Source organism: Sphingomonas sp. DC5200-1 (assembly GCF_049897245.1).
Taxonomy (GTDB): Bacteria; Pseudomonadota; Alphaproteobacteria; order Sphingomonadales; family Sphingomonadaceae; genus Sphingomonas; species Sphingomonas aquatilis.
This window is the reverse complement of the sequence record NZ_JAFCVW010000007.1, coordinates 37,669-59,121: the sequence shown is the minus strand read 5'-3', so window position 1 is coordinate 59,121 and position 21,453 is coordinate 37,669. Positions and strand designations below refer to the sequence as shown.

Genomic DNA, 21,453 nt, shown 5'->3' with positions numbered 1-21,453 from the left:
GCCGGAAAGGCAGAGCCGGTTGCTGTTGCGACCGGCTTTCAGCCTCAGAGGAAAGGAAGACAATCATGGGACGGATCACCGACAACCGGGCCGACATCTATCAGGAAATCACCGATCAGATGATCGCCATGATCGAGGCGGGCACCCGGCCTTGGTCGAAATCGTGGAACGGCAGCACCGCACCCACCATCCCGCTGCGCTCGACGGGGGTTCCCTATCGCGGCATCAACGTCCTGACCCTTTGGGTTGCCGCCATGACGAAGGGCTATGCTTCCCCGCATTGGCTGACCTTCAAGCAGGCGCTCGCGCTCGGCGGCTGCGTCCGCAAGGGCGAGAAGGGCTCAACCGTCGTCTATGCCAACAAGATCGAGGTGAACGCCGACAGCAAGGCACAGGAGGGCGCAGAGCGAGGCGAGGATGGCAAGCGTCAGGTGGCGTTCCTCAAGCGCTACACCGTCTTCAATGCCGAGCAGATCGACGGCATCGAGGCGAAATATCCTGCCCCCTTGCCCGTCATCACCGCGACCAATCCCGACCAGCGCGACGCCGAACTGGACACGCTCTTTGCCCGCGTGCCCGTCACCCTCAAGCACTTCGGTTCCCAGCCCTATTATCAGCCGAGCGGCGATCATGTCGTCATGCCGCAGTTTGCCGACTTCCACACCAGCGACGACTATTATTCGACCCTAGCGCACGAGCTTTGCCATGCGACGGGGCACGTTGACCGCCTTGCCCGCCCCTCCCTCATTTCCACGAAGCGCGAGGACTATGCTCGCGAGGAACTGGTCGCCGAGCTTGGGGCCGCGTTCGTCAGCGCCACCATCGGCATCAAGCTCCACGATCGCGAGGACCACGCCGCCTATCTGGCGAACTGGCTTCAAGCGCTCCGCAACGACAAGAAGTGCATCTTCACCGCCGCACGGCTCGCGCAGGACGCGTCCGACTGGCTGTTGAGCCGCATGGCGGTCGAGACAGCGCCCGAACTGGAGGCGGCGGCGTGACCGCCGCCGACGATCCCGGCCCCGACGGGGGCCGGGGCGTGGCGGCGCGCATTGTCTTTGACCCGAGCGTCGCCACGGTGAGCGAGGAGGAGTTTAACGAGCTGGTCGCGATCATGCGCGATGGCCCAAATGCGAAGCCGCTGACCCCCGAAGCGCAATGGCGGCGCGACTATCACAAGGCGATGTTCCACCGCCGCCTTGTCGGCGTACAACCCGACCTGTTCGGCGGGAAGCCGGTAACGCATATGTACAAGGCCGCCCCCGGGCCAGTCAGCGACTGGAAACCGGAACCGGTCGAGGAGAAGCTGTCCCGGATCGCGCGCGATCCCCAAGCGACGTTCGGCATCGGCCGACCGGCTCTTTCGCCGGAGGAACTGGCCGTCGTCATCGACGGCGCAGCCAATTGGCTGCGGATCGCGCAGCGGGTCCGGATTGCGGGCGCTTTCGCATCCTATGACGGGCGCGCGGAACGCCGCATCGGTCGGAAAGGCGTGATCTGGCGCTTGTGCAGCCCGGTGTTTGCAGGCCACACCTATGTTTATCTCGATCCGACCGGCGCCGAGCGGGTAGAGAAGATCGTGATGGTGGAGCTGCGCGACGTCGAGCCGATCGATGATGCGCTGTTGGTCCCCGTCCCCTTCCACGCTTGAAGGAGCAGAAGCGAATAGTCATGAGCCCACCCCAACGCCGCCCCGCAATCCGGGCTGTCAGCTTCGAGGACGTTGGCGAGGCCATTGCCCGCCTGATCGTCGTCGCCGGGTCCGATACCGGCCAAGCCTCGCGTGCGGCCGACTTCCTGTTGGCATGGTGGGACGGCAGTGCATGGGGCCATTTTCCGGTCCTTCACCTCTGCAATTGCGATCCCGGCATCTCGGAAGACATGCTCATCGTCATGGCGCATCTGGCGGCCGAGCCGTCCGTCTATCCCGATGCTTGGGGCTACCGCGACGCGATGGCGGCGCTGGTCGAGCAGTGGCGGCCCGCATGACCCCGCTGCGCACCGCCATCGACATCATGACGGGCTTGCCCATCGATCGCGATACACGCCGCGCGCGGCTACTCGCCGCGCGCCGCAAGCCGGTCGGAAGCATCCCCCGGCGCGGCATCCTGTCCGGCCATTGGGATCGTGGCAATGTCGTCGGCGCGTTCCGGGGAGGACGCGGCAGCTTTATCGCGGACTAGCTGCGAAATCGCGCGCCGCTTCCCCGCCAAGCGAGCAAGCGGCGCGCTGGTTTGAGGTCAGGCGGTGAGGTGCTGGTAGAGGATCGTGCCGCCGATGAGGATGAGCGTCAGCCCGCCCAGCATCTCTGCATAGCGGCCGATATACCGTCCCGCGTGCTTGCCGAGCATGACGCCGATCGTGGCGACGACCGTGGTGATCCCGCCAATGATGAGGCACGCGGTCAGGATATTGACCTGCATGACCGCGAGACTGACACCCACCGCCGTTGCATCGATGCTGGTGGCGAGCGCGGTAACGACCAGTCGCCACACGCCGGTCTGAGCGCGCTGACCCGCGTCCACGTCGCTTTTCGTCGCTGCATGGATCATATGCCCGCCGACGCCGAAAAGCAGGAAGAAGGCTATCCAATGATCGACTGCCGCGATCCAAGTGCTCAGCGCCAGGCCGATCGCCCAGCCAATCGCCGGCGTGATCGCCTCGAAGAAGCCGAACACGGCGCCGACACGTAAGGCATCGCGCCAACGATTGCGCTGATTGGTCGCACCCTTCCCCACCGCCGCAGCGAAGGCGTCGACCGACAAGCTGGCGCCAAGAGCGCCGAGCGTTAGCAAACCCGTCATTGATATACGTCCAAGGGCCGTCAACCGAACGACGCAATCCACCTCCGGCCACGAGAGAGGTAGCGCATCGTTGGTCTCGCCGGGCAGATCAAAATCTGCTGCCATCGCCACGAACCGGAAGGTTCAAGGATGTTGACGATGGCCCCGCAACAGCGGGTAGCTACTCCCCAAGAGTGAGACGCCCGTATCCCCTGGGGGGCATATGTACAAGCCGAATCCGATCAACCCTGTCCGATTAGGCGATCACCAGTATTTGGATATCGCCCGGAACTGCTCCACCGCCACCTTTGTCCCCTCGCCCTCTTCGGCGTGAACCAAGCAGTGATCGATATGATCGTTGATGAGCGCGCGCTTGGCGCTGGCGATCGCGTTCTCCACCGCCTGAAGCTGCTGCGCGATATCGACGCACGGCCGTTGCTCTTCGATCATCCCGACGATGCTTTTCAGGTGCCCGGTCGCACGGTTGAGCCGCTTGATGATCGCGGGATGATTGGAATGATCGTAATGGGCCATGTCACCCTATAAGACAAACGGACGAACTTTGTCGAGCAACCCCCCGGGGGGATAGACTCTATCCCCATGGGGGGATATGGACCTGCCCGAACTTCACGTCCGATCGGTCGCGACCGCCGGGCTTGCCGGGACGCACCATGACCTCTTTCGCCGAACTCGTTCAACAGGGCAGCTCCAATCTCTGGCTGTTCATCCCGACCGCGCTGCTGCTCGGTGCGCTGCACGGGCTGGAGCCCGGCCATTCCAAGACCATGATGGCTGCGTTTATTATCGCAGTGCGTGGCACTGTTGGCCAAGCCGTCCTGCTCGGCCTGTGCGCGGCGCTTTCGCACACCGCGATCGTGTGGGGCATCGCGCTTGGCGGGCAATATCTCGGGCGCGGCATCAACACCGAAACGACCGAGCCTTACCTCCTGCTCGGCTCGGCCGTCATCGTTCTTGGCATCGGTCTATGGATGATTTGGCGCACGCGTGCCGATCAGAAGGCCGAAGCCGCGCACGATCACCACCACCATCACGGCGAGGACGAGATCCGCACGATCGACACCGGCCACGGCATGATGCGTCTGGAGATTTTCGAGGATGGCGTGCCGCCGCGCTGGCGGGCGAGCTTTGCCAAGGGTGGCTGGAAAGCGGCGGATGTTATCCTCACAACGGATCGCGGCGAAGGCCGTTCGCAGACATTCCGCTTCGTCGATCGGGGCGATTACATCGAAAGCGTCGAGGAGATCCCGGAACCGCACGCCTTCAACGCGCGCGTCTCGCTGGGCCACGGCGGCCACAGCCATGACTACGACCTCACATTCGCCGAACACGGGCACGATCACGGCCACGGGCATGATGGACTGAAGGTCACGGGCGACGATGCCTACATGAACGCGCATGAGCGCGCCCACGCCGCCGATATCAGCCGCCGGTTCGCCGATCGTCAGGTAACGACCGGCCAGATCGCGCTGTTCGGCCTGACGGGCGGGCTGATCCCCTGCCCCGCAGCCGTCACCGTCCTCCTGCTCTGCCTCCAGCTCAAGCGTCTCGCGCTCGGTGTCGTGCTGGTGAGCGCGTTCAGCGTCGGCCTTGCCGTGACGATGGTCAGCGCCGGCGTCATCGCATCGCTCAGCGTCACGCACATCCGCAAGCGCTGGTCAGGGTTCGGCGACTTCGCGCGCAAGGCGCCTTATGCGTCGGCGGGCCTGATGCTCGTGATCGCGGGCTACATGGCCTATTCCGGCTTGCAAGGCCTCAGTCGGATCGGCGCGATCTGATGCGATCGCCTTGCGTCGATCTATGTGGTTTCGATGCCCGCACCGGATGGTGCCGGGGGTGTGGCCGCACGCGCGACGAGGTCCGGCGTTGGCGTAACCTGCGACCTGGTGATGCACGCCGCGTCATGAGCGACCTGCCACACCGCTTGGCAAAGCTGACCGACCGTTCCGCAAAGGGGGGCACGTCCTGATGTCGTGTCTCGCCGCCAAGGCGCTGGTATAATGTCGAGCAGGCTGAAATAGCGTGAACGCTCGAATTGACCGGCAAGTGATTTCCTTGCCCCGTTTTTTGCGTCGGCTTACGCTGCAAATGATGGCGGTGCAGCGTTCCTCTGTTGCGATCCTAGGAGTCGTGTTGGCGCTGGCCGCTGTCCTCGGGCTTGTCGCAGTATCGGGATGGCATAGCGCCATGGTTCACGATCACGGCCCGGTTCAAGTCGCCATGGTCGATACCCATTCTGATGACGATCACGACCATGCGGTTATGATCGATCATGACGATCAGGCTCCGGCAAAGCAGGCCGACGGCGACGGGCCAGCTCACCTTCTTGCCCACGCCGCAGGCCACTGGGTTGCTTTCGATGGCGCGAGGGCTGCGCCGGTTGCGGCCATCGTCGCCGCTCGCGTGTGGTCGATATTAACTCCATCGCTCCCCAGCGGGATCGACCCATCTAAGCTTCTGCGTCCGCCTCGCGGTTGAGTCTCGCCGACGCCGCGCGCGTCGACTGACTACCCTAGAGGATCATGCACTATGAACGGCAGTTTTCGCCGGTCGCGCACCGTTGCGCTGACCGGCGCCTTTGCGGCGCTATCGCCCGTAGGTGCGGCGTGGTCGCAGACCGCACCCCCCTTTGCACAGCTTCTAAATCAGACGCGTGATGTGCCGCGCGTCCTGGCGCTAGAAGCAGACGTCGCCCGAGCACGCGGCTTGGCATTACAAGCGCGCGCCCGACCGAACCCCTCGATCAATGTCTATGCAGAGAATTTCGTGGGCGACCACGATCGCAATGCGCGCAATCAACAACAGACGACTTTCCAGGTCGATCAGCCTGTCGAACTGGGCGGCAAGCGATCCGCTCGGATCGCCGCCGGTGAAGCCGGGATCGTTGCGGCAAAGGCGCGCGATCGTGACGGCCGTCTCGTCTTTGCGACTGAGCTGGCGCGCGCTTATGCTGGTGCCGAAATCGCCGATCGTCGCATCACCATCGCCGAAGAAGAGGTTAAACAGGCGACCGATGTCTTGAGGGTTGCCCGCGCTTTGGTCGGCGCCGGCAAGGAAGCCCGTCTCCGGCAAGTGCAGGCCGAAACCGAACTGAACACGCTTCAGGCCGACCTCGAAAACGCGCGCGCTTTCAAGACGGTCGCGCTGGCACGTCTTTCGGCGCTCGCCGGTATGACCACCCCCTTCACCGGTCTTTCGGAGTCACTCCTCGATCGGCTCGATGCCAAGCCGGCTTTCGGTCCCATTGACGCGATGCAGGCGACGACGGTGCGGGTCGCGGAAGCCGAACAAGACGCCGCTGCGCGGGCGGTGACGGTGCAACAGCGCCTCGCCATTCCGAACGTCACTGCGCAGCTTGGAGTGCGTCAACTCCGCGTCGCGAGCGGCCCTGCCCTAGTCGCCGGCATATCGGTCCCGCTCCCCTTCTTCGATCGCAACCAGGGCAACATCGCGGCGGCACGCGCTGAGCTGCAAGGAGCAGAAGCGCGCGCCGCCGCGGCCCGGCTCGAAGCCGAGGCCGGGACACGCGCCGGTCTAGCGCTGGTCGAGGCAGCCGACGCTCGTGCCGCTGCCGCGCAGCGGACTTTGACAACCGCCGAAGAAGGCTACCGCCTCGCCCGCATCGCTTACGAGGCAGGTAAAAGCCCGCTGATCGAACTGCTCGCCGCACGTCAAAATCTCGGAGTCGCCCGCGGCCTCATCCTCGATGCCGCCGCAGCGCGCCTCGACGCCCGCGCCAATCTCGCCCGTCTGCAGGGCCTCACCATCACCGGAGAAGCGGTGCAATGACCGATAAAACTCGCCTCTACACCGGCGCCGCCATTGGCCTGGTCGCTGCCGCCGCGCTTGGATTCGGCGCTGCGCGCCTCACCCAATCGCCCGCCCCTGCCCCTGCTCCTACGGAGGCCGCAGCGCCAGCCAAGCCGTCGAACACGGTCGCGATGACGCAGCAGGCACTTTCGGCATCGCAGATCACTGTAGCCCCGGCGGCCTCCGGCGAGCTGGACGCCGCGATCCTTGCCTCCGCTACGGTCGAGGCGACGCCCGACGCCGAGGCGGTGCTGACCGCGCGCGCACCGGGCACGGTCAGCCGTATCATGGTCCGCATCGGCGATCTTGTGCGAGCCGGCCAGACGCTCGCTCTGGTCGAGAGCCGCGATGCTTCGCAGATCGCAGCCGATCGCTCGGCCGCGTCCGCGCGCGTCACTCTCGCCGCTCGCCAGCTCGAACGCGAACGCGGTTTGCTTGCCCAGGGCGTCACCCCCCGCGCTGACTATGAAGCCGCACAAGCCAATCTGGCGGTCGCCCAGGCCGATGCCCGGCGCGCTAGCGCCGCCGCAGGCGCTGCCCGCGTATCAGGTGACGGCCGATCGGTTGCGGTCGTCAGCCCCGTCTCGGGGCGCGTCACCAATGCTGGTGCCAATCTCGGCCAGTTCGTCGCGGCTGAAACCGAGCTGTTCCGCGTCGCCGACCCGCGCCGGCTTCAGATCACGGCTAGCGTTCCCCCCGCCGATGCAGGCCGGGTCCGAGAAGGTGACAGGGTGGAGTTGACCACCACCGATGGCCGCAAGATCGAGGGCCGCGTACGTTCGTCGACCGGCGTCGTCGATCCGCAATCGCGGACCGCGACCGTCGTCATCACGCCGACCTCTGGCGGCAGCACACTCGCCCCGGGCCAGCTTGTGCAGGCTCGTATCCTCGCCAGCGGCGGGGCCGCCAAGAGTGGCGTGATGGTGCCGCAAGACGCGGTGCAGACGCTTGGCAGCGATACCGTAGTGTTCGTCCGCACCGGCCAAGGCTTCCGCGCACAGCCGGTTCAGGTCGGCAGCCGATCAGGCGGGATGGTGGCGATCACCGGCGGCCTCGCCGCCGGCACGCAGATCGCCACCACCAACGCTTTTCTCCTCAAAGCGGAGATCGAGAAGGAGTCGGCGGAATGATCGGCCGCATCCTCTCCCTTTCGGTCCGGATGCGATGGCTTGTCGCCGTCCTGACCCTCGTCGTCATTGGCTTTGGTTTATGGCAGATCACCAAGCTGCCGATTGACGCTGTGCCCGACGTCACCAACCGACAGGTCCAGATCAGCACATTCGCCCCGACGCTTGGGCCGGTCGACATCGAAAAGCAGGTGACGTTCCCGGTGGAAACGGCGCTGGCCGGAATCCCAGGGCTTGAGATGACCCGCTCCATCTCGCGCAACGGCTTCAGCCAGGTAACGGCGGTCTTCACCGACCGCACCGACATTTACTTCGCGCGCCAGCAGGTGACGGAACGGCTCGCACAATCGCGCGACAGCCTGCCTTCCAACGCGCAGCCGATCCTAGCACCGCTCAGCACCGGGCTCGGCGAGATTTTCTTCTATTCGGTCGCCTTCCGTCACCCCGACGGCAAGGGCTTGAAGACGGTCGATGGGAAGCCGGGCTGGCAGTCGGACGGCAGCTATCTCACGCCCGAGGGCGAACGCCTGACCACCGAGCTGGCGAAGGCGGCATATCTCCGCACGGTGCAGGATTGGATCATCCGCCCACAGATGCGCGCCGTGCGCGGCGTCGCCGGGGTTGATTCCAACGGCGGCTATGTGAAGCAATATCTGATCGAGCCAAACCTGAACGCGCTCGTTAGCTATGGGCTGTCGGTGACGGAGTTGGCGGACGCGATGGAGCGGGCCAATCTCTCTGCCGGCTCCAATTACGTCCGCCGTGCCGGCGAGAGCTTCCTTGTCCGCGCCGATGCTCGCCTCAAATCGATCGATGACATTCAGGAAGCCGTCGTGGCAACCCGGAACGGCGTTCCCATCCGCGTCAAGGACGTGGGCCAGGTCGTGATCGGCGGTGCGGTCCGCACCGGATCCGGCAGTCGCATGGGATCGGAAGCGGTCATCTCGACCGTGCTGATGCTGGTGGGCGACAACAGCCGCATCGTCGCGACCGATGCCGCCGAGAAGCTGACGCAGATCAACAAGGCGCTGCCGCCCGACGTGTTCGCCGAGCCGGTCTACAACCGGTCCAAGCTGGTCAACGCGACGATCGCGACGGTCGAAAAGAACCTCACAGAAGGCGCGCTGCTCGTCATCGTCGTGCTGTTCCTGCTGCTCGGCAACATCCGCGCCGCGCTCATCACCGCTGCGGTCATCCCGATCACTATGCTGATGACGGCCGCCGGCATGAACGGGCTGGGCGTATCGGGCAACCTGATGAGCCTTGGAGCGCTCGACTTCGGGCTGATCGTCGACGGCGCCGTCATCATCGTCGAGAATGCGCTTCGCCGCCTCGCCGAGCGCCAGGAGCATGAAGGCCGGCTTCTCACCCGCGACGAGCGGATGGAGGAAACGACACTCGCGGCCAAGGAGATGGTGCGGCCGACCGTTTATGGTCAGCTCATCATCTTCCTCGTCTTCGTGCCGCTGCTCACCTTCCAGGGCGTTGAGGGCAAGACGTTCGCGCCGATGGCGATCACGTTGATGGTGGCGCTCGCCTCCGCTTTCGTCCTGTCGCTGACCTTCGTTCCCGCGATGATCGCGATCGTCGTCAAGGGCCGGGTCAGCGAGACGGAAGTGAAGCCGATCCGCTGGTTCAAGGAACGCTACGCCCCCGTGCTGGGCAGGGGCGTAGCTCGGCCGATGCCCTTCATTCTGGGCGGTGTCGGCGTGTTCGTCGCGGCAGTGCTGAGCTTTGGCTTGCTCGGCGAGGAGTTCATGCCGCAGCTCGACGAGAAGGACATAACCGTCACCAACTTCCGCGTGCCATCGGCGTCGATCGATCAGTCGACACAGATGCAGCTTCAGATCGAGAATGCATTGAAGACGCTGCCGGAGGTGGCGCTGGTCTTCTCTAAGAACGGCAACGCCGATCTCGGCACCGATCCGATGCCGCCCAATGCGTCGGATACCTATGTGATTCCAAAGCCAGAGGACGAGTGGCCGGCGGAGGTTAAGAGCAAGGAGGACATCCTTCGCCGCATCGAGGAGCGGATGAAACCGCTGATCGGCAACCGAACAGAGATTCAGCAACCGATCCAGATGCGCTTCAACGAGCTGATCGCCGGCGTTCGCGCCGACGTCGCGATCAAACTCTACGGCGATGACCTCGACGCGATGAGCGAACAGGCGCGGCGCATCGCTTCCGTCATGCGCACCATCCCGGGCGCTGGTGACGTGAGTGCCGAACAGACGTCCGGCGCGCCGACCTTCGACGTGCAGATCGATCGGCAAGCGGCGGGCCGTTATGGCCTGTCGGTTGAGGAGGTGGCGAACACGGTCTCGGCTGCGCTTGGCGGGCGCGAGGCCGGGTTGTTGTTCGAGGGAGACCGGCGGTTCGACGTCGTGGTCCGCCTCCCCGATGCGCAACGGGATGACCTTGAGACACTGGGGTCGATCCCGGTGATGCTGCCCACTGCCGAGGGTCAGGTGGCGCGCTCGATCCCGCTCAGCCAGGTCGCCCGGTTCAACTACACGCAGGGGTTGAACCAGGTTAGTCGCGAGAATGGCAAGCGGATGGTGGTCGTGCAGATCAACGTCCGCGGGCGCGATCTTGGCGGGTTCGTCGACGAAGCACAGGCGAGGATCGGCCAGATGCAGCTTCCCGCCGGCATGTATACTGAGTGGGGCGGCACCTTCGAGAGCCTGCAATCGGCTCGGTTGCGCCTGCTGATCGTCGTGCCGATCTGCTTTATCGCGATCTATGCCCTGCTCTACATGGCGCTCGGCAGCTTCGTGTCGGCGGCGATCGTGTTCTCGGCGGTGCCGATGGCGCTCGCAGGGGGCGTGTTTGCGCTGCTGCTGCGCGGTATCCCCTTCTCGATCACCGCAGCGGTCGGGTTCATAGCCCTATCGGGCGTTGCCGTCCTCAACGGCCTCGTGATGATGAGTGCGATCGGAAAGTATCGCGAAGACGGTGCGGCCGACGACGATGCGATCGTGGGCGGCGCAATGGAGCGCGTCCGTCCGGTGCTGATGACCGCGCTGGTCGCGTCTCTTGGCTTCGTGCCGATGGCGCTTGCGACCGGCACAGGAGCAGAAGTGCAACGCCCACTCGCAACGGTCGTCATCGGGGGGCTTATAACATCGACAATCCTGACCCTTCTTGTCCTGCCAGCCATCACAGCGTTGTCCATGCGATTGAGAGGCTCAAAGGCACAAGGTTCGACTGTCGGCACCACAAAGGCCCAGATTTGAGTCTACATGCGCACGTTCTGGTATCGTTGACCGGCATCAAGTTCAGTGTCGGTTCAAGTAGAAGCCCTAATATCAAATACGCCGTCGTTCGATCCTATCGTCCGATGGTAGGAGAGTAGACATGCGTAAGACATTTTGGATTGCAGCGGGGCTGCTGGCTTCGTTGGTCCCTGGTACTGCGATGGCGCAGCACCATGGTGGCCGTCATTCCACAGGTCATGGTAGCTACGGCGGACATGGACGTGTGGTCGTGTCAAATCACGGCTATGGCTATGCGCAGCCCTATTATGGTGGCGGCTATTATGCCGACTCTCCGCGATACCAGTCTCGCCACTACGTGCGCGATCGGCACTATGATCGTCATTCCCGTCCGAGGCATTACCGCCGCCATCATTGACGGCGGTAAGGCTTCGGGCCGCTACTTGCGGGTTTCGCGCCGGGCAAGCCACGCCCGCATCTCGGCGATCTCGCGCCGCTGCGTCGCCACTACTTCGGCTGCAAGCCGGCGAACAGCGGGATCGCGCCCGTACCTCAATTCTATCTCGGCCATCGCGATCGCGCCTTCATGATGGGGGATCATCGCGCGCATGAAGTCGGCGTCGGCATCACCAGTGAAGGCCACGTCCATAGCGCCATGCATCTTGGCGTTCGCGGCCCGGTAGGCTCTGGTTGCGGGCGTGTCGGCCCGCTTTCCCGCATCAGCTCCCCGGGTCACGCTCGTACCGTGTTGAGCGTGCTGTGCGCTCGCAGCAGGTGGCGTCAGTCCAGCGGCCGTTGCGACCATCAGCGCGAGCGTGCCGTTAATTCCGATCATCACGTTCCTTCTCCAGTGTAGCATCATGTCCGCGCTGGCGTCCGGCTCTGGCCGGAGGTTGCCGGCGCGCAGCCGCATCGAGCTCGGCCACGGCCTGGGCCGCGGCCTCGCAGTCGCTGCCGGTTTCCTGGCCCCGCTCGCAGCGGGTGACAACCAGCCTCGCCTCTTCCGCGTGGAAACGGAAATAGCCAGCATCCCGTGGTTTAATCAGTCCGCATCCAGTCAGAGCGATGGTCGCGACAGCGGCAATGAGCGCGCGTTCCTTGAGGTTTGTCATTCTGTTCACCCGCTCGTTGTTCATGGAAATCACAAAGCGATGCCAAAGCGCCGGAGTGCGAGAACCATCGCGATATAGAGCAGGACGGTCAGGCAGCATCCGGCGGCCAAGGCTGGCCAAAAGCCAATTCCGTGACGCAAAAGGACTGGTATCAGTAGGAATAGCGGCAGCGAGGGGAGTACGAACCAGAAGGTCGCCTGCGCATGGGCCGCCATGTTCATCGCATCAGGCCGGTCGTGCCACAGCCATATCATGCCAAGGACCGAGACGACCGGTAGCGACGCAATCAGCGCTCCGAACCCGGGATAGCGCTTCGCCACTTCCGACGCTGCCGCGATTAGTATGCCCGAGACGATGGCCTTGACTGCAAGATAGTACATAGGATGCTTCGCTTACCTTGTGGCGGTGGATCTTGATGATGCGGCCCAGCGCCACTTCCCCCCGTTGCGACGCCATGCGCGAAACCCGATGCGGTAAAGCCTCCCGATCCACTTGATGAGAATGAACGTGGTTCCTCGCGGGACCAGGCCAAGGGCACTGGCGTAGCGCGTGACGAAGACCAGCATCGAAGCTGCCGTAAGCCAAAGTCCGGCGGGAAAAACGGGAGACGAGCCATTGACATTCATCAATGGCGATCCCCGGATCGCCCGAAGGTCGCGACCCGCCAGAGATACCAAATGACGGCCAGCAAGAGCACGGCGTTGCTGACCGGTTCGATGACGCTCGCCACCTGATTATAGCGTTCGCCCAGCTCGTAGCCGGCTAGCACGAGGATCACGGTCCATATTGCCGAGCCGGCAAGCGTGGAAAGCAGGAACGGACCGAGGGGCATTCCGCTGACCCCTGCTGGCACCGAAATCAACGTCCGGACTCCCGGGACCATTCGTCCGAACAGAACCGCCCAACGGCCATAGCGGTCGAACCAGCGATCGACATGATCGATCTCGTCCGCCGTCAACGTCAGCCATCGACCGTGGCGAGAAGCAAAGCGCTTCAACCGATCGATGCCGATCCAGCGCCCGACATAGTACCATAGGATCGCTCCTGCGGCCGATCCGAGGGTGCCAGCGATAACGACCACCCACAGCGAGCCGCGCCCCTGCGCGGCCGTGTAGCCCGCAAGGGGCAGGATCACTTCCGATGGAATCGGCGGAAAGACGTTCTCGGCCAGCATCAGCAGGAAGACGCCAAAGCCGCCGAGTGCCGATAGGATCGATGTTATGATGTCGAACACAAGACAGCCTCGTCAGATGATCCAATAGAAGATGGCGCAGAACACGAGGATGAGGGCGAGGACCGATCCTACGATCGCGTTTTCCAGTCGCGGGCACTCGACGTTCCTGATCCGCGCGGCGACCTGCCAAGCGGGGCGGATCGGACACCGCCACGACCCAGCGACAATTCGATCCAATTCCGCGTCCGACAGCCCGAAGAATGCTTTGGCTTCACGGCGCGATCGACCCGCCAGCCCCATCACACGCAGCACCACATCGTCCCATGCGACATCGATCGCGCTCGGCCGATCGATCATCGGGCCGCGCGCGTCACCGCCTGCCCAAGAGGGAGGCAGCAGGCCGATGATCTGGTGAGGATTGCGCTCCAACAGCGTCGCCCAGCGCAGCAAGCGGTGTTGGCGGTCCCGCGCCGGGATAGTCCGCGCCGGCGCCCAACGTCGGGTGAGGGCTTGCACTGGATGTGTCCATCGGCTCGCCTGAGAGGTCGTCATGGACTTGCCGGAGTACAGGCGTCGCCATTGGTAGCGCGCTTGAGCGGACGAGAACAGCGCAGGGTCAGGAAGGTGGTGCAGCTCAGGATGAAGGCGATATCGTATAGGCCGTAGCCGACGGCCGCCCCGAGCGCGCCAGTCGCCCACAGGCTGGCCGCTGTTGCCGTACCCGAGGCTTTGCTACCCTTCTTCAGGATCGCGCCGCCCCCAATGAAACCGACGCCTGTAATCAGACCTTCGAGCAACCTGGCCTGCGCCGGGGACGTGCGGCCGAGGATCGCGATGCCTACCAGCACGAAGCCGCAACTGGCGATGGCAACCAACGGGAATGTGCGGATGCCTGCGCTACGGGCGTCCTTCTCGCGATCCCAGCCAACCGGAAGGGCAAGCGCGTAGGCGACGGCGAGACTGATGATATGGGTGGTTATCTCCCACCATGAGCTTTGAAACATGCCGGCCTGCCTGTTCTACGCGATCGCTCCAAATCGGAGGTTAAAAACGAATGTTGGGCCGAGCGCCTTGAAGGCGCTCGTGATTAAGGCGAGGATCGTGAACATCTGCGAACCTACCGGTGCAGACATGCGATGATGGCGGCCACGACGGCGGCGGTTTCCGCAACGTCGCGCACCCTGACCGTGTCGAGGCCGATCTCGACGGCGGGATAGTCATTTCCACCGGGGAAGATCGCATCGCCGATGAACAACATGCCGTCGAGCGGCACGCCGCTTTCGGCGCTCAGGCGCTTCAGGCCGTAGCCTTTGTCGACCCCTGCCCTCGTCACGTCGATCGATGTCGTACCGCCAAGATTGATCGAGAGGCCCGGCAGCACTGCGCGCAAGGTCGCCTGCAATGCAGTGCGTTTTTTCCGATCCCGGTCCCATCCCTCCTTTTCCTTCAGCGGCGCCGCCTGCCCCAGCCCCGAAAAGGTAATCTGGCTGCCGCGATCCTCGATCCGCTCGCCCCATATGCGTTCATCGGCGAGGCCGGCATCGGCCAGCGCCCGGTCGAAGGCCGCGCGGATCTTCGCCTTCTCCGCATCGTCGAACAGCTCGGCATAGACCACGCACCAAGCCCCATCGATGAAGCGATAGAGCTTGGTGCCGGTGGTCGGCATCAACCAGAGGCGGTCGAGCGCTGCGTCCGCAGGCAAGCGCGACGCGACCTGCTTTTCGAATTGTGGCCAGTCCCCGCCCGAGATCACCGCCACATCGGTAACGGCGAGCAACCGGGCGATGATCGCGGCCATATCCTCCGATAACGGGCGTTTGCTCTCCGCGAGCGTGCCGTCGAGGTCGAAAGCGACCAGCCACTTCATGCCGCGTTCCCCGCCGGGTCGCGGTAGGCGAGCAGCCGGAGCGCGTTGATGACGACGAGCAGTGTCGATCCCTCATGGACCGCCACCGCTGGCCCGATGCCGAGGCCGAGGATGGTGGCAGGCACGAGGAAGGCGACGACGCCCAGGCTGACGAACACGTTCTGACGGATGATGCCGCGCGTATGACGGCTCAGGCCGACCGCGAACGGCAAGTGCGCCAGGTCGTCGGCCATCAGCGCTACGTCGGCCGTCTCGAGCGCTACGTCCGACCCCGCCGCGCCCATTGCGATGCCGACCGTGGCGCTCGCCATCGCGGGCGCGTCGTTCACGCCGTCGCCGACCATCGCGACCTTGTCCTCGCCGGCAAGCTTCTTGATTGCGGCCACCTTGTCTTCGGGCATGAGGTCGCCCCACGCCTCATCGATTCCGACATCGTTGGCGATCGCTTCGGCGACCTTCTGGTGATCGCCGGAGATCATTATCATCCGCGACACACCCATCTCGTGCAGCCGGCGCAGCGCGGTCTTGGCCGCTTCGCGGGGCGTGTCCATCAGGCCGATCGCGCCTAGGTCGCGGTCTCCCTTGCGGACGACCATCGTCGTGCGGCCGTTCTCGCGCAGCTTCGCGATCGCGTCCTGCGCCCCCTGCCCCAGCGCCGGTATGCCCTCGCCCCCAAACATCTCGGCCTTGCCGATCCACACCGTCTCGCCATCCACGCTCGCGGTGACGCCACGACCGGTCAGGCTCTTGAGGTCGCCAGCGGTGGGCAACGGGCGCCCATTCAGGCGTTCGCGGCCGTCGTTGACGATCGCTTGGGCCAGCGGGTGATCGCTCAGCGCCTCGACAGCGACGGCCAGCGACAGCAGCTCGCCTTCGTCGGTGCCGTCGACGGGCACGACATCGGTGATGCGCGGGCGCCCTTCGGTCAGCGTGCCGGTCTTGTCGAAGGCGATCGCCTTCAACGAGCCGAGGTTTTCGAGCGGCGCACCGCCCTTCACCAGCACACCGCCACGTGCCGCGCGCGCGACGCCGGACAGGACCGCGCTCGGCGTCGCGATCGCGAGCGCGCAAGGGCTCGCTGCGACCAGTACCGCCATCGCGCGATAGAAGCTGTCGCGGAACGGCTCGTCGATGACCACCCAGGCGAACAGCAGCAGCACCGACAGGATCAGGACGGCGGGCACGAAGATGCGCTCGAACCGATCGGTGAAGCGCTGCGTCGGCGACTTCTGCGTCTCCGCCTCGCTCACCATCTTCACCACCTTGGCGAGCGCGGACTCGTTGGATCGGCGCGTCACCTCGATCTCGATCGCGCCGCCGCCATTGATCGTGCCGGCAAAGACGCGGCTCTCCGCCTCGACCGCATCGGGCTTGGCGCGGGCGGCTGCCGCGTCCGCGACCGGCACCTTGTCGACCGGGATGCTCTCGCCGGTCACCGGGGCTTGGTTGATCGCGCTCGTGCCCGTGATGACGAAACCATCGGCGGGAAGGCGTTCGTTTGGTCGGACGATAGCAATATCCCCGACAACCATCTCCTCGACCGGGATTTCGCTGGTCTGCCCGTCACGTCGCACGGTCGCGGTTTCGGGCGCGAGCTTCGCCAGCGCCTCGATCGCCTTCTTGGCGCGTCCCATCGCGTAATGCTCAAGCGCATGGCCAAGGCTGAACAGGAACAGCAGCAGCGCGCCTTCGGCCCATGCGCCCAGCGCAGCGGCGCCGGCGGCAGCAACCAACATCAGCGTGTCGATCTCGAACTTCTTCAGCCGAAGATTGTCGATTGCCTCGCGCAGCGTGAAGAACCCGCCGAAGAAATAGGCTGCGATGTAGCAGGCGGTCGGCAGCCAGTCCGGTGCACCGGTGGCCAGCTTCTCGATCGCGTAGCCAATTCCCAGCAGCGCGCCGCAAGCGAGCGCAAAGATCAACTCGGTGTTGGGACCAAGAAAATCGGCATGGCTATGGTCGTGACCGTCGCCAGGACCGTGTTTCTCCTCGCCCGCCCCGTGCCCACCGGGACCATGGTCATGGCCGGCATGGTCGTCGGCGGCGACCCGCTTGCCCACCCGGACCTTCAACTTGCGAAGCGCCGAACGCACCTCCTCTTCGGTGGTCTCGCGGCGGTCATATTCAACCCGGACAGACCCACTGGTACTGGCACTCGCCTGCACCACGCCCGGCAGCGCGCATAGCGCGTCACTGACGGTGCGCGCCCGACGCTCGTGGCTGATCCCCGTCACCTGCCAGATCGCATGGCCGTAGCGTTCGGTGATTTCGGCGCCCGCGGCGCGCACCATCTCGCGCAAGCGCGGCAGCGGCAGCTTGGCAGCGTCGAAATGGATGCACAGGGCCGCCGGCGTGTCGCCGTCGAGGCAGATCACATGCGCCCGCTCGACGCCTTCGCGCTTTGACAGGGTTGATACGAGACGGTCCAGGCAAGCGTCGGCCGCGTCAGGAAGGTCCGGCAACAATACTGGAATATCGAGTTCGAGCTTGTCGTTCATGACGACCTCCTTTCGCTTTTCTTGGTTTCGGCGCGCGCGTCGCGCAGGATTTCGACACCGCCCTTGATGGCGATGATGGCGGTAGCGAAGCCGACCAGAAGGTCCGGCCAGTTGGTGCCCAGCCACAGCACCAGCACGCCCGCGATCAGGATGCCGCCATTGGAAATGAAGTCATTGAAGCTGAAGGTGGTGGCGGCCCGTAGGTTAACGTCCGGATCCTTGAGCCGCTGGAGCAGCCGCAGGCAGAGGTAGTTTACGACGCCGGCGATCGCCGACATGACCATCATGGTCGGTCCGATCGGCTCGCTCCCCTGCACATAGCGTCGCCCGACATCGATCAGGATGCCGCCCGCAAAGATCAGCAGCATTACCCCCGATGCGATCGCGGCGCGCGTCTTCCACGTCTTACCGTGGGTCAGCGCGACGAGGCTGAGAGCGTAAACGGCGGTGTCGGACAGATTGTCGACGCCGTTGGCGATGAGCGCACTTGAATCGGCGAACGCGCCGGATACGAAAAAGCCCGCTGCGATTGCTGCGTTCAGCAGCAGCACGATCCAGAGCGTGCGACGCTCCTGCGTGCCCGCGTTGTCGTTGCTCGCATTCATCCCATGATCTCCTCGAGCGTCAGGAGGGCGAGGAACCCTACGAAGAACATCGAGCTGATGAGCGGGGTGTCAGGCTTCTCGTGCGCCTCAACCAGCAGCTCTTCCGTGACGAGGTAGAGCAGCGCCATCAGCCCAAAGCTCAGGAAGCCAGCGACCATTACCGGCGAGAGCGTGGCGACAGGAACGGCAGCGAGCGCGCCGATCGGCAGCAGCAGCGCCAAGGCCGAGACGATCACGATGATGCGCAGGCGCGAGCGATAGGTTTCCGCCAGCTCGTTGGTCAGTGTCAGACCCAGGAAGAGCACTTCGAGTGTCAGCGCGATCGTCAGCAGAAATCCCGCCTTCTCGCCCGCGACGAACGCAAGGCCGAGCACCAGGCCATCGACCAGGATGTCGATGCCGATCGCGGCGAGCAGCGCCATCGGCCCCTTGAAGCGGGCCTCGAAAGCCTTGAGACCCAGCATCGTTACGACGCCCGCCGCCCCGCCGATCAACGTCGCGCTGGGCGAAGCCTCATGCTTGACCTGCGGCAGGATTTCAGTCGTTGCCGCCGCGAACACGACGCCGGCAGCAAGATGCTGTAGCCCCGCCACGAGGCCAGGATTTAACTTTGTGCGGCTCGCGATGATCGCGCCGATTACGACCGCCAGCACAGGCGCAAGCGTGTAAAGCAGTGCCTGCATATCCTATGATCCCTCCGGGGTTCGGTGACAGACGTGGATTTTCCCGCGCCGCATGAAGGCGATCGCCCCGCCCGCCACGACCGCCCGTGACTGGTTGCCGCGAAATTCATCACCGGTTCGCTGGGCGCGCAGGATCTCGGTCCTGCCCTTCGGCAGCCAGGTGACGGCCATCTTCAGGCCGTCGTCGATGAAGTCGACATCGGCGCGGGTGCCGTCGTCGCAATACATGATGCGCTGCGCGATCAGCCTTGGCGTCACACGCTTGTCATGAGCCGGTTCGACAGGTTCGCTCGGAGCCGGGTTGCACGCCCCTACAATCACGCCGGTGACGAGAACGGCGCCAACGCGCGCGATCGTGAGCCCGGGCAGATGCAGCAAGGCGCGCATGCCCATCACCACAGCACCCCGTGATCAGGTGTCAGCGGCTCGGGGGCCGGAAGTCCCGCGGTTTGGAGAAGGTCGATCTCGATCGTGCGGCACATGGCCGTGAGCGGGACATCGTGGACGCTATTGGCGAACGGATCGGTCAGATCCTCGCCGATGCTCAGCACCGCGAGGAAGACGAGTCCGATCAGCGTCGATCCGATCGGCGTGGCAAGGCCCAGAGATTCGACCAGCGCGATCGGGAGCAGCACGCAGAACACGCGCGTGAAAAGGTTCGGGAAGAACCTAAAGCCATTAGGCAGCGGCGTGTTCTTGATCCGCTCCATGCCGCCTTGGGCATTGGCGATGTCGATCAGGACGCGCTCGACAGTTGCCTGCTGGATCTCAGTGGTCCGACCTTCCGCGAGCGCGTCGGCGTAGATGCCCGATATGTCTTCCAAGAGCGCGTTGGCAGGGTTCAGGCGACCGACCGCCATATCGGCGACGTCCGTTCCGGCGACCCGAGCAATCTCTTCATAGGGCGACTGTCGGCGAAGCTGGCAGCGCATCGAGTGCGCAAAGGCGATCTGCCGCAGAATGATGTTGTGCCGCATCTCACTGCCCTCGGGTTCCCCCTTGGTCAGGCTGCGCGTGATCCGGGCCAGGCTGCGCGACGCATTGATGAGCGCGCCCCAAAGGGTTCGCGCTTCCCACCAGCGAGCATAAGCAGCGTTGGTGCGGAACCCCATGAAGAGCGCGATGGCAGTGCCGAAAAGCGCCGTCGGCAAAGGCGGTTCCTTAATCGGGGTCATTATGTGGAATGCCGTCACGGCTACGTCCCACACGAACAAGATCGTGAGCGGCTTCCAAACCTCGACAATGATCTGCCTAAACCGTGGTCTCGCGCCAACAATCATATCAACTTTGCCCTAAATCCCTTTGCGATCGTTATCCAATCGGCATGTTCATGATGTCCCGATAAGCGGACAGCAGCTTGTTCCGGACTTGCAGGGTCGCTTCGAAAGTTATGGATGCGCGGCTCTGGATGAGCGCGACGGTTGCAATGTCGGTGGTTTCGCCACGCTCATATGCTTCCGTGACGACATCCTCTTGCTCCTGGGTCTCGTTGACCTTCGCGACCACGGCATTGAGGGTGTCGGCGAAGTTCGACGCCGGAGCGGTGGGCGTCACGCCGGGCGGTGCCGTCGGCTGTGCCTCGCGCAAAGCGCGGCTTCGCGCGATCACTTCGGCGCGAATGACCATCACATTCGAGATCGACGTGTCAGACATCGCTTCTCTCCCGTTGCAGCGCGACGTGTCGGAAGACAGGACGGTTCATCTGGCGCCCTCCCGTTCGCAGGTCCGGGTCCGGCCATCGCCTTCCACGATGGTGAGCTGCGTTCCTTTGAAGGTCGCGGTGGCCGTCTCGCCGACATACTGGAGGCCCTGCGCTGGAGCGGTCAGTGTCACGGGCGTCCCGCTGCCAGAACGCCGCAAATCGATCTGCAGGCCGTTGTCCTTGAAATCGACGAACAGCGGTTCCCGGTCGGAACAGCGATAGGGGTGTCGCCCCATTTCCCCAGTCGCCACAGCGCTGTCGGACGAATGGATTTCTTGCTCCGTTGGGGGAGCCGGCGGCTTGCTTTCCGAGCAAGCTGCCAACCCGGCAACGAGGATGAGGGCGGGTAGTACCCGGATCCCAGGCATCATCGCGCCTTCCTCCTGTAGCGGGAGGGGACGCGCTGACGATTGATCTCACGGGCAGGCTGACCCACCCGCCAGCGCAGATAGGTTGCGAGGCGGTCGTCGGCCTCGATCATCAGGGACCGCAGGCGGCGCAACATCATCGCCGCGAACGGCAGAGAGAGCGCCCCGCGCAGCGTGCAGCTATGTGTTAGCCTGGTGCCACCATCGTCCCCTGCCAGCTCGTACCGCTCTTCGAGCGTGAACAGATAAGGGATGCCGCAGGACCAAGCGAAGGCGTGCGGCTTATCGAATTGATCGACCCGGGCCGGCGTCCGAATTGGCCGGGTGATGCCCTGGATCGCGAAGGTACATTCCGTCTCGCCAAGCAGGCACGGGTTGTCGAGGAATGCGAGCGGACTCCAAGCCCGACGATGATCCGGATCGGTGATCGCCGACCAGATCCGCAGTGGCCCGCCGTGAAGCATTGAGCTGGTTATGGTGCGAGGCATATC

28 protein-coding genes and 1 riboswitch are annotated in these 21,453 nt (G+C 64.3%); of the genes, 10 read left to right on the top strand and 18 right to left on the bottom strand.

All coding sequences use genetic code 11. The features are described 5' to 3' along the window. Window positions 1-65: 65 nt before the first annotated feature. The 4 genes from ACP7A3_RS15590 to ACP7A3_RS15575 are packed head-to-tail and all read left to right on the top strand — an operon-like array spanning window position 66 to window position 2,183. Window positions 66-1,001, top strand: a complete 936-nt coding sequence (locus ACP7A3_RS15590; protein WP_042469543.1) for an ArdC family protein — start codon at window positions 66-68, stop codon at window positions 999-1,001. Further along, entirely contained in the window at window positions 998-1,651 is a 654-nt protein-coding gene (locus tag ACP7A3_RS15585; protein WP_018251240.1) for a hypothetical protein, read from the top strand. Before ACP7A3_RS15590 ends, ACP7A3_RS15585 begins: the two co-directional genes overlap by 4 nt. Before the next feature lie 20 nt (window positions 1,652-1,671). After that, window positions 1,672-1,989 (top strand): DUF7673 family protein, encoded by a 318-nt coding sequence (locus ACP7A3_RS15580; RefSeq protein WP_018251239.1) that lies wholly within the window; start codon window positions 1,672-1,674, stop codon window positions 1,987-1,989. After that, a complete protein-coding gene (locus tag ACP7A3_RS15575) occupies window positions 1,986-2,183 on the top strand; it encodes a hypothetical protein (protein ID WP_018251238.1) in 198 nt (65 codons plus the stop codon). Before ACP7A3_RS15580 ends, ACP7A3_RS15575 begins: the two co-directional genes overlap by 4 nt. Before the next feature lie 57 nt (window positions 2,184-2,240). Here the strand turns inward: ACP7A3_RS15575 and ACP7A3_RS15570 are convergent, their stop codons facing one another. Next, window positions 2,241-2,804 carry a manganese efflux pump MntP family protein gene (locus tag ACP7A3_RS15570; RefSeq protein ID WP_018251237.1) on the bottom strand — a complete coding sequence of 188 codons (564 nt, stop codon included), beginning with the start codon at window positions 2,802-2,804 and terminating at the stop codon, window positions 2,241-2,243. A gap of 4 nt (window positions 2,805-2,808) precedes the next feature. Next, window positions 2,809-2,979, bottom strand: a riboswitch (yybP-ykoY riboswitch). Window positions 2,980-3,047: 68 nt separating this feature from the next. Further along, window positions 3,048-3,317, bottom strand: coding sequence for a metal-sensing transcriptional repressor (locus ACP7A3_RS15565; protein ID WP_007406864.1), 270 nt, complete (start codon window positions 3,315-3,317; stop codon window positions 3,048-3,050). A 137-nt stretch (window positions 3,318-3,454) separates the two neighbouring features. Between ACP7A3_RS15565 and ACP7A3_RS15560 the strand changes: the two genes are divergently transcribed. Beyond that, window positions 3,455-4,579: a nickel/cobalt efflux transporter gene (locus ACP7A3_RS15560; protein ID WP_007406849.1), complete on the top strand. Its 1,125-nt coding sequence runs from the start codon at window positions 3,455-3,457 to the stop codon at window positions 4,577-4,579. Next, the gene (locus ACP7A3_RS15555; protein WP_037569978.1) at window positions 4,579-4,770 is read left to right on the top strand and encodes a DUF1289 domain-containing protein; all 192 of its coding nucleotides are present in this window, start codon (window positions 4,579-4,581) and stop codon (window positions 4,768-4,770) included. The genes ACP7A3_RS15560 and ACP7A3_RS15555 overlap by 1 nt, the downstream gene beginning before the upstream one ends. Window positions 4,771-4,922: 152 nt before the next feature. On the opposite strand, the gene ACP7A3_RS15550 is transcribed toward ACP7A3_RS15555, so the two are convergent. Next, window positions 4,923-5,135: a hypothetical protein gene (locus tag ACP7A3_RS15550; RefSeq protein ID WP_043058994.1), complete on the bottom strand. Its 213-nt coding sequence runs from the start codon at window positions 5,133-5,135 to the stop codon at window positions 4,923-4,925. A gap of 195 nt (window positions 5,136-5,330) precedes the next feature. Between ACP7A3_RS15550 and ACP7A3_RS15545 the strand changes: the two genes are divergently transcribed. From ACP7A3_RS15545 to ACP7A3_RS15530, 4 genes are all read left to right on the top strand, one after another. After that, the gene (locus tag ACP7A3_RS15545; RefSeq protein WP_007406848.1) at window positions 5,331-6,590 is read left to right on the top strand and encodes a TolC family protein; all 1,260 of its coding nucleotides are present in this window, start codon (window positions 5,331-5,333) and stop codon (window positions 6,588-6,590) included. Beyond that, window positions 6,587-7,741: an efflux RND transporter periplasmic adaptor subunit gene (locus ACP7A3_RS15540; RefSeq protein ID WP_007406857.1), complete on the top strand. Its 1,155-nt coding sequence runs from the start codon at window positions 6,587-6,589 to the stop codon at window positions 7,739-7,741. The genes ACP7A3_RS15545 and ACP7A3_RS15540 overlap by 4 nt, the downstream gene beginning before the upstream one ends. Beyond that, the gene (locus ACP7A3_RS15535; RefSeq protein WP_018251231.1) at window positions 7,738-10,974 is read left to right on the top strand and encodes an efflux RND transporter permease subunit; all 3,237 of its coding nucleotides are present in this window, start codon (window positions 7,738-7,740) and stop codon (window positions 10,972-10,974) included. Before ACP7A3_RS15540 ends, ACP7A3_RS15535 begins: the two co-directional genes overlap by 4 nt. A gap of 121 nt (window positions 10,975-11,095) precedes the next feature. Continuing rightward, a complete protein-coding gene (locus ACP7A3_RS15530) occupies window positions 11,096-11,371 on the top strand; it encodes a hypothetical protein (protein ID WP_143058621.1) in 276 nt (91 codons plus the stop codon). Between the two features lie 21 nt (window positions 11,372-11,392). Here ACP7A3_RS15530 and copM read toward each other — a convergent pair whose 3' ends face one another. The 15 genes from copM to ACP7A3_RS15455 all read right to left on the bottom strand — a co-directional run bounded on the left by copM (window position 11,393) and on the right by ACP7A3_RS15455 (window position 21,450). After that, window positions 11,393-11,788 carry a CopM family metallochaperone gene (gene copM, locus ACP7A3_RS15525; protein ID WP_050794225.1) on the bottom strand — a complete coding sequence of 132 codons (396 nt, stop codon included), beginning with the start codon at window positions 11,786-11,788 and terminating at the stop codon, window positions 11,393-11,395. After that, window positions 11,775-12,089 carry a hypothetical protein gene (locus ACP7A3_RS15520; protein WP_206379108.1) on the bottom strand — a complete coding sequence of 105 codons (315 nt, stop codon included), beginning with the start codon at window positions 12,087-12,089 and terminating at the stop codon, window positions 11,775-11,777. Before ACP7A3_RS15520 ends, copM begins: the two co-directional genes overlap by 14 nt. Window positions 12,090-12,094: 5 nt before the next feature. Further along, entirely contained in the window at window positions 12,095-12,445 is a 351-nt protein-coding gene (locus tag ACP7A3_RS15515) for a DUF3147 family protein (protein WP_018251229.1), read from the bottom strand. Window positions 12,446-12,690: 245 nt separating this feature from the next. After that, window positions 12,691-13,299, bottom strand: coding sequence for a DedA family protein (locus ACP7A3_RS15510; RefSeq protein WP_007406854.1), 609 nt, complete (start codon window positions 13,297-13,299; stop codon window positions 12,691-12,693). A 12-nt stretch (window positions 13,300-13,311) separates the two neighbouring features. Beyond that, on the bottom strand, window positions 13,312-13,668 hold the full coding sequence (locus tag ACP7A3_RS15505) for a hypothetical protein (protein WP_231731359.1): 357 nt from the start codon (window positions 13,666-13,668) through the stop codon (window positions 13,312-13,314). A gap of 119 nt (window positions 13,669-13,787) precedes the next feature. Beyond that, window positions 13,788-14,243 carry an MgtC/SapB family protein gene (locus ACP7A3_RS15500; protein WP_018251228.1) on the bottom strand — a complete coding sequence of 152 codons (456 nt, stop codon included), beginning with the start codon at window positions 14,241-14,243 and terminating at the stop codon, window positions 13,788-13,790. A 113-nt stretch (window positions 14,244-14,356) separates the two neighbouring features. Then, entirely contained in the window at window positions 14,357-15,106 is a 750-nt protein-coding gene (locus ACP7A3_RS15495) for an HAD-IIB family hydrolase (protein ID WP_007406852.1), read from the bottom strand. Then, a complete protein-coding gene (locus ACP7A3_RS15490) occupies window positions 15,103-17,604 on the bottom strand; it encodes a heavy metal translocating P-type ATPase (RefSeq protein WP_007406838.1) in 2,502 nt (833 codons plus the stop codon). Before ACP7A3_RS15490 ends, ACP7A3_RS15495 begins: the two co-directional genes overlap by 4 nt. Beyond that, window positions 17,601-18,209, bottom strand: coding sequence for a cation transporter (locus ACP7A3_RS15485; protein ID WP_007406859.1), 609 nt, complete (start codon window positions 18,207-18,209; stop codon window positions 17,601-17,603). The genes ACP7A3_RS15490 and ACP7A3_RS15485 overlap by 4 nt, the downstream gene beginning before the upstream one ends. Next, window positions 18,206-18,892: a ZIP family metal transporter gene (locus tag ACP7A3_RS15480; protein ID WP_426256574.1), complete on the bottom strand. Its 687-nt coding sequence runs from the start codon at window positions 18,890-18,892 to the stop codon at window positions 18,206-18,208. Before ACP7A3_RS15480 ends, ACP7A3_RS15485 begins: the two co-directional genes overlap by 4 nt. Before the next feature lie 3 nt (window positions 18,893-18,895). Further along, the gene (locus ACP7A3_RS15475; RefSeq protein WP_007406861.1) at window positions 18,896-19,279 is read right to left on the bottom strand and encodes a hypothetical protein; all 384 of its coding nucleotides are present in this window, start codon (window positions 19,277-19,279) and stop codon (window positions 18,896-18,898) included. Between the two features lie 5 nt (window positions 19,280-19,284). Next, on the bottom strand, window positions 19,285-20,172 hold the full coding sequence (locus ACP7A3_RS15470) for a bestrophin family protein (protein WP_024310664.1): 888 nt from the start codon (window positions 20,170-20,172) through the stop codon (window positions 19,285-19,287). Between the two features lie 31 nt (window positions 20,173-20,203). Continuing rightward, window positions 20,204-20,545, bottom strand: a complete 342-nt coding sequence (gene fliE, locus ACP7A3_RS15465; RefSeq protein WP_017980807.1) for a flagellar hook-basal body complex protein FliE — start codon at window positions 20,543-20,545, stop codon at window positions 20,204-20,206. A 45-nt stretch (window positions 20,546-20,590) separates the two neighbouring features. Further along, window positions 20,591-20,965, bottom strand: coding sequence for a hypothetical protein (locus tag ACP7A3_RS15460; RefSeq protein ID WP_024310663.1), 375 nt, complete (start codon window positions 20,963-20,965; stop codon window positions 20,591-20,593). Next, window positions 20,962-21,450, bottom strand: a complete 489-nt coding sequence (locus tag ACP7A3_RS15455) for a polyketide cyclase (RefSeq protein WP_017980805.1) — start codon at window positions 21,448-21,450, stop codon at window positions 20,962-20,964. Before ACP7A3_RS15455 ends, ACP7A3_RS15460 begins: the two co-directional genes overlap by 4 nt. Between the last annotated feature and the right edge of the window lie 3 nt (window positions 21,451-21,453).

Coding starts and splice junctions, on each gene's coding strand:
- ACP7A3_RS15590 (WP_042469543.1), top strand. CDS start 66: ATGGGACGGATCACCGACAACCGGGCCGACATCTATCAGGAAATCACC.
- ACP7A3_RS15580 (WP_018251239.1), top strand. CDS start 1,672: ATGAGCCCACCCCAACGCCGCCCCGCAATCCGGGCTGTCAGCTTCGAG.
- ACP7A3_RS15575 (WP_018251238.1), top strand. CDS start 1,986: ATGACCCCGCTGCGCACCGCCATCGACATCATGACGGGCTTGCCCATC.
- ACP7A3_RS15570 (WP_018251237.1), bottom strand. CDS start 2,804: ATGACGGGTTTGCTAACGCTCGGCGCTCTTGGCGCCAGCTTGTCGGTC.
- ACP7A3_RS15565 (WP_007406864.1), bottom strand. CDS start 3,317: ATGGCCCATTACGATCATTCCAATCATCCCGCGATCATCAAGCGGCTC.
- ACP7A3_RS15560 (WP_007406849.1), top strand. CDS start 3,455: ATGACCTCTTTCGCCGAACTCGTTCAACAGGGCAGCTCCAATCTCTGG.
- ACP7A3_RS15555 (WP_037569978.1), top strand. CDS start 4,579: ATGCGATCGCCTTGCGTCGATCTATGTGGTTTCGATGCCCGCACCGGA.
- ACP7A3_RS15545 (WP_007406848.1), top strand. CDS start 5,331: ATGAACGGCAGTTTTCGCCGGTCGCGCACCGTTGCGCTGACCGGCGCC.
- ACP7A3_RS15540 (WP_007406857.1), top strand. CDS start 6,587: ATGACCGATAAAACTCGCCTCTACACCGGCGCCGCCATTGGCCTGGTC.
- ACP7A3_RS15535 (WP_018251231.1), top strand. CDS start 7,738: ATGATCGGCCGCATCCTCTCCCTTTCGGTCCGGATGCGATGGCTTGTC.
- ACP7A3_RS15530 (WP_143058621.1), top strand. CDS start 11,096: ATGCGTAAGACATTTTGGATTGCAGCGGGGCTGCTGGCTTCGTTGGTC.
- copM (WP_050794225.1), bottom strand. CDS start 11,788: ATGATCGGAATTAACGGCACGCTCGCGCTGATGGTCGCAACGGCCGCT.
- ACP7A3_RS15520 (WP_206379108.1), bottom strand. CDS start 12,089: ATGAACAACGAGCGGGTGAACAGAATGACAAACCTCAAGGAACGCGCG.
- ACP7A3_RS15515 (WP_018251229.1), bottom strand. CDS start 12,445: ATGTACTATCTTGCAGTCAAGGCCATCGTCTCGGGCATACTAATCGCG.
- ACP7A3_RS15500 (WP_018251228.1), bottom strand. CDS start 14,243: ATGTTTCAAAGCTCATGGTGGGAGATAACCACCCATATCATCAGTCTC.
- ACP7A3_RS15495 (WP_007406852.1), bottom strand. CDS start 15,106: ATGAAGTGGCTGGTCGCTTTCGACCTCGACGGCACGCTCGCGGAGAGC.
- ACP7A3_RS15490 (WP_007406838.1), bottom strand. CDS start 17,604: ATGAACGACAAGCTCGAACTCGATATTCCAGTATTGTTGCCGGACCTT.
- ACP7A3_RS15485 (WP_007406859.1), bottom strand. CDS start 18,209: ATGAATGCGAGCAACGACAACGCGGGCACGCAGGAGCGTCGCACGCTC.
- ACP7A3_RS15480 (WP_426256574.1), bottom strand. CDS start 18,892: ATGCAGGCACTGCTTTACACGCTTGCGCCTGTGCTGGCGGTCGTAATC.
- ACP7A3_RS15475 (WP_007406861.1), bottom strand. CDS start 19,279: ATGCGCGCCTTGCTGCATCTGCCCGGGCTCACGATCGCGCGCGTTGGC.
- ACP7A3_RS15470 (WP_024310664.1), bottom strand. CDS start 20,172: ATGATTGTTGGCGCGAGACCACGGTTTAGGCAGATCATTGTCGAGGTT.
- fliE (WP_017980807.1), bottom strand. CDS start 20,545: ATGTCTGACACGTCGATCTCGAATGTGATGGTCATTCGCGCCGAAGTG.
- ACP7A3_RS15460 (WP_024310663.1), bottom strand. CDS start 20,965: ATGATGCCTGGGATCCGGGTACTACCCGCCCTCATCCTCGTTGCCGGG.
- ACP7A3_RS15455 (WP_017980805.1), bottom strand. CDS start 21,450: ATGCCTCGCACCATAACCAGCTCAATGCTTCACGGCGGGCCACTGCGG.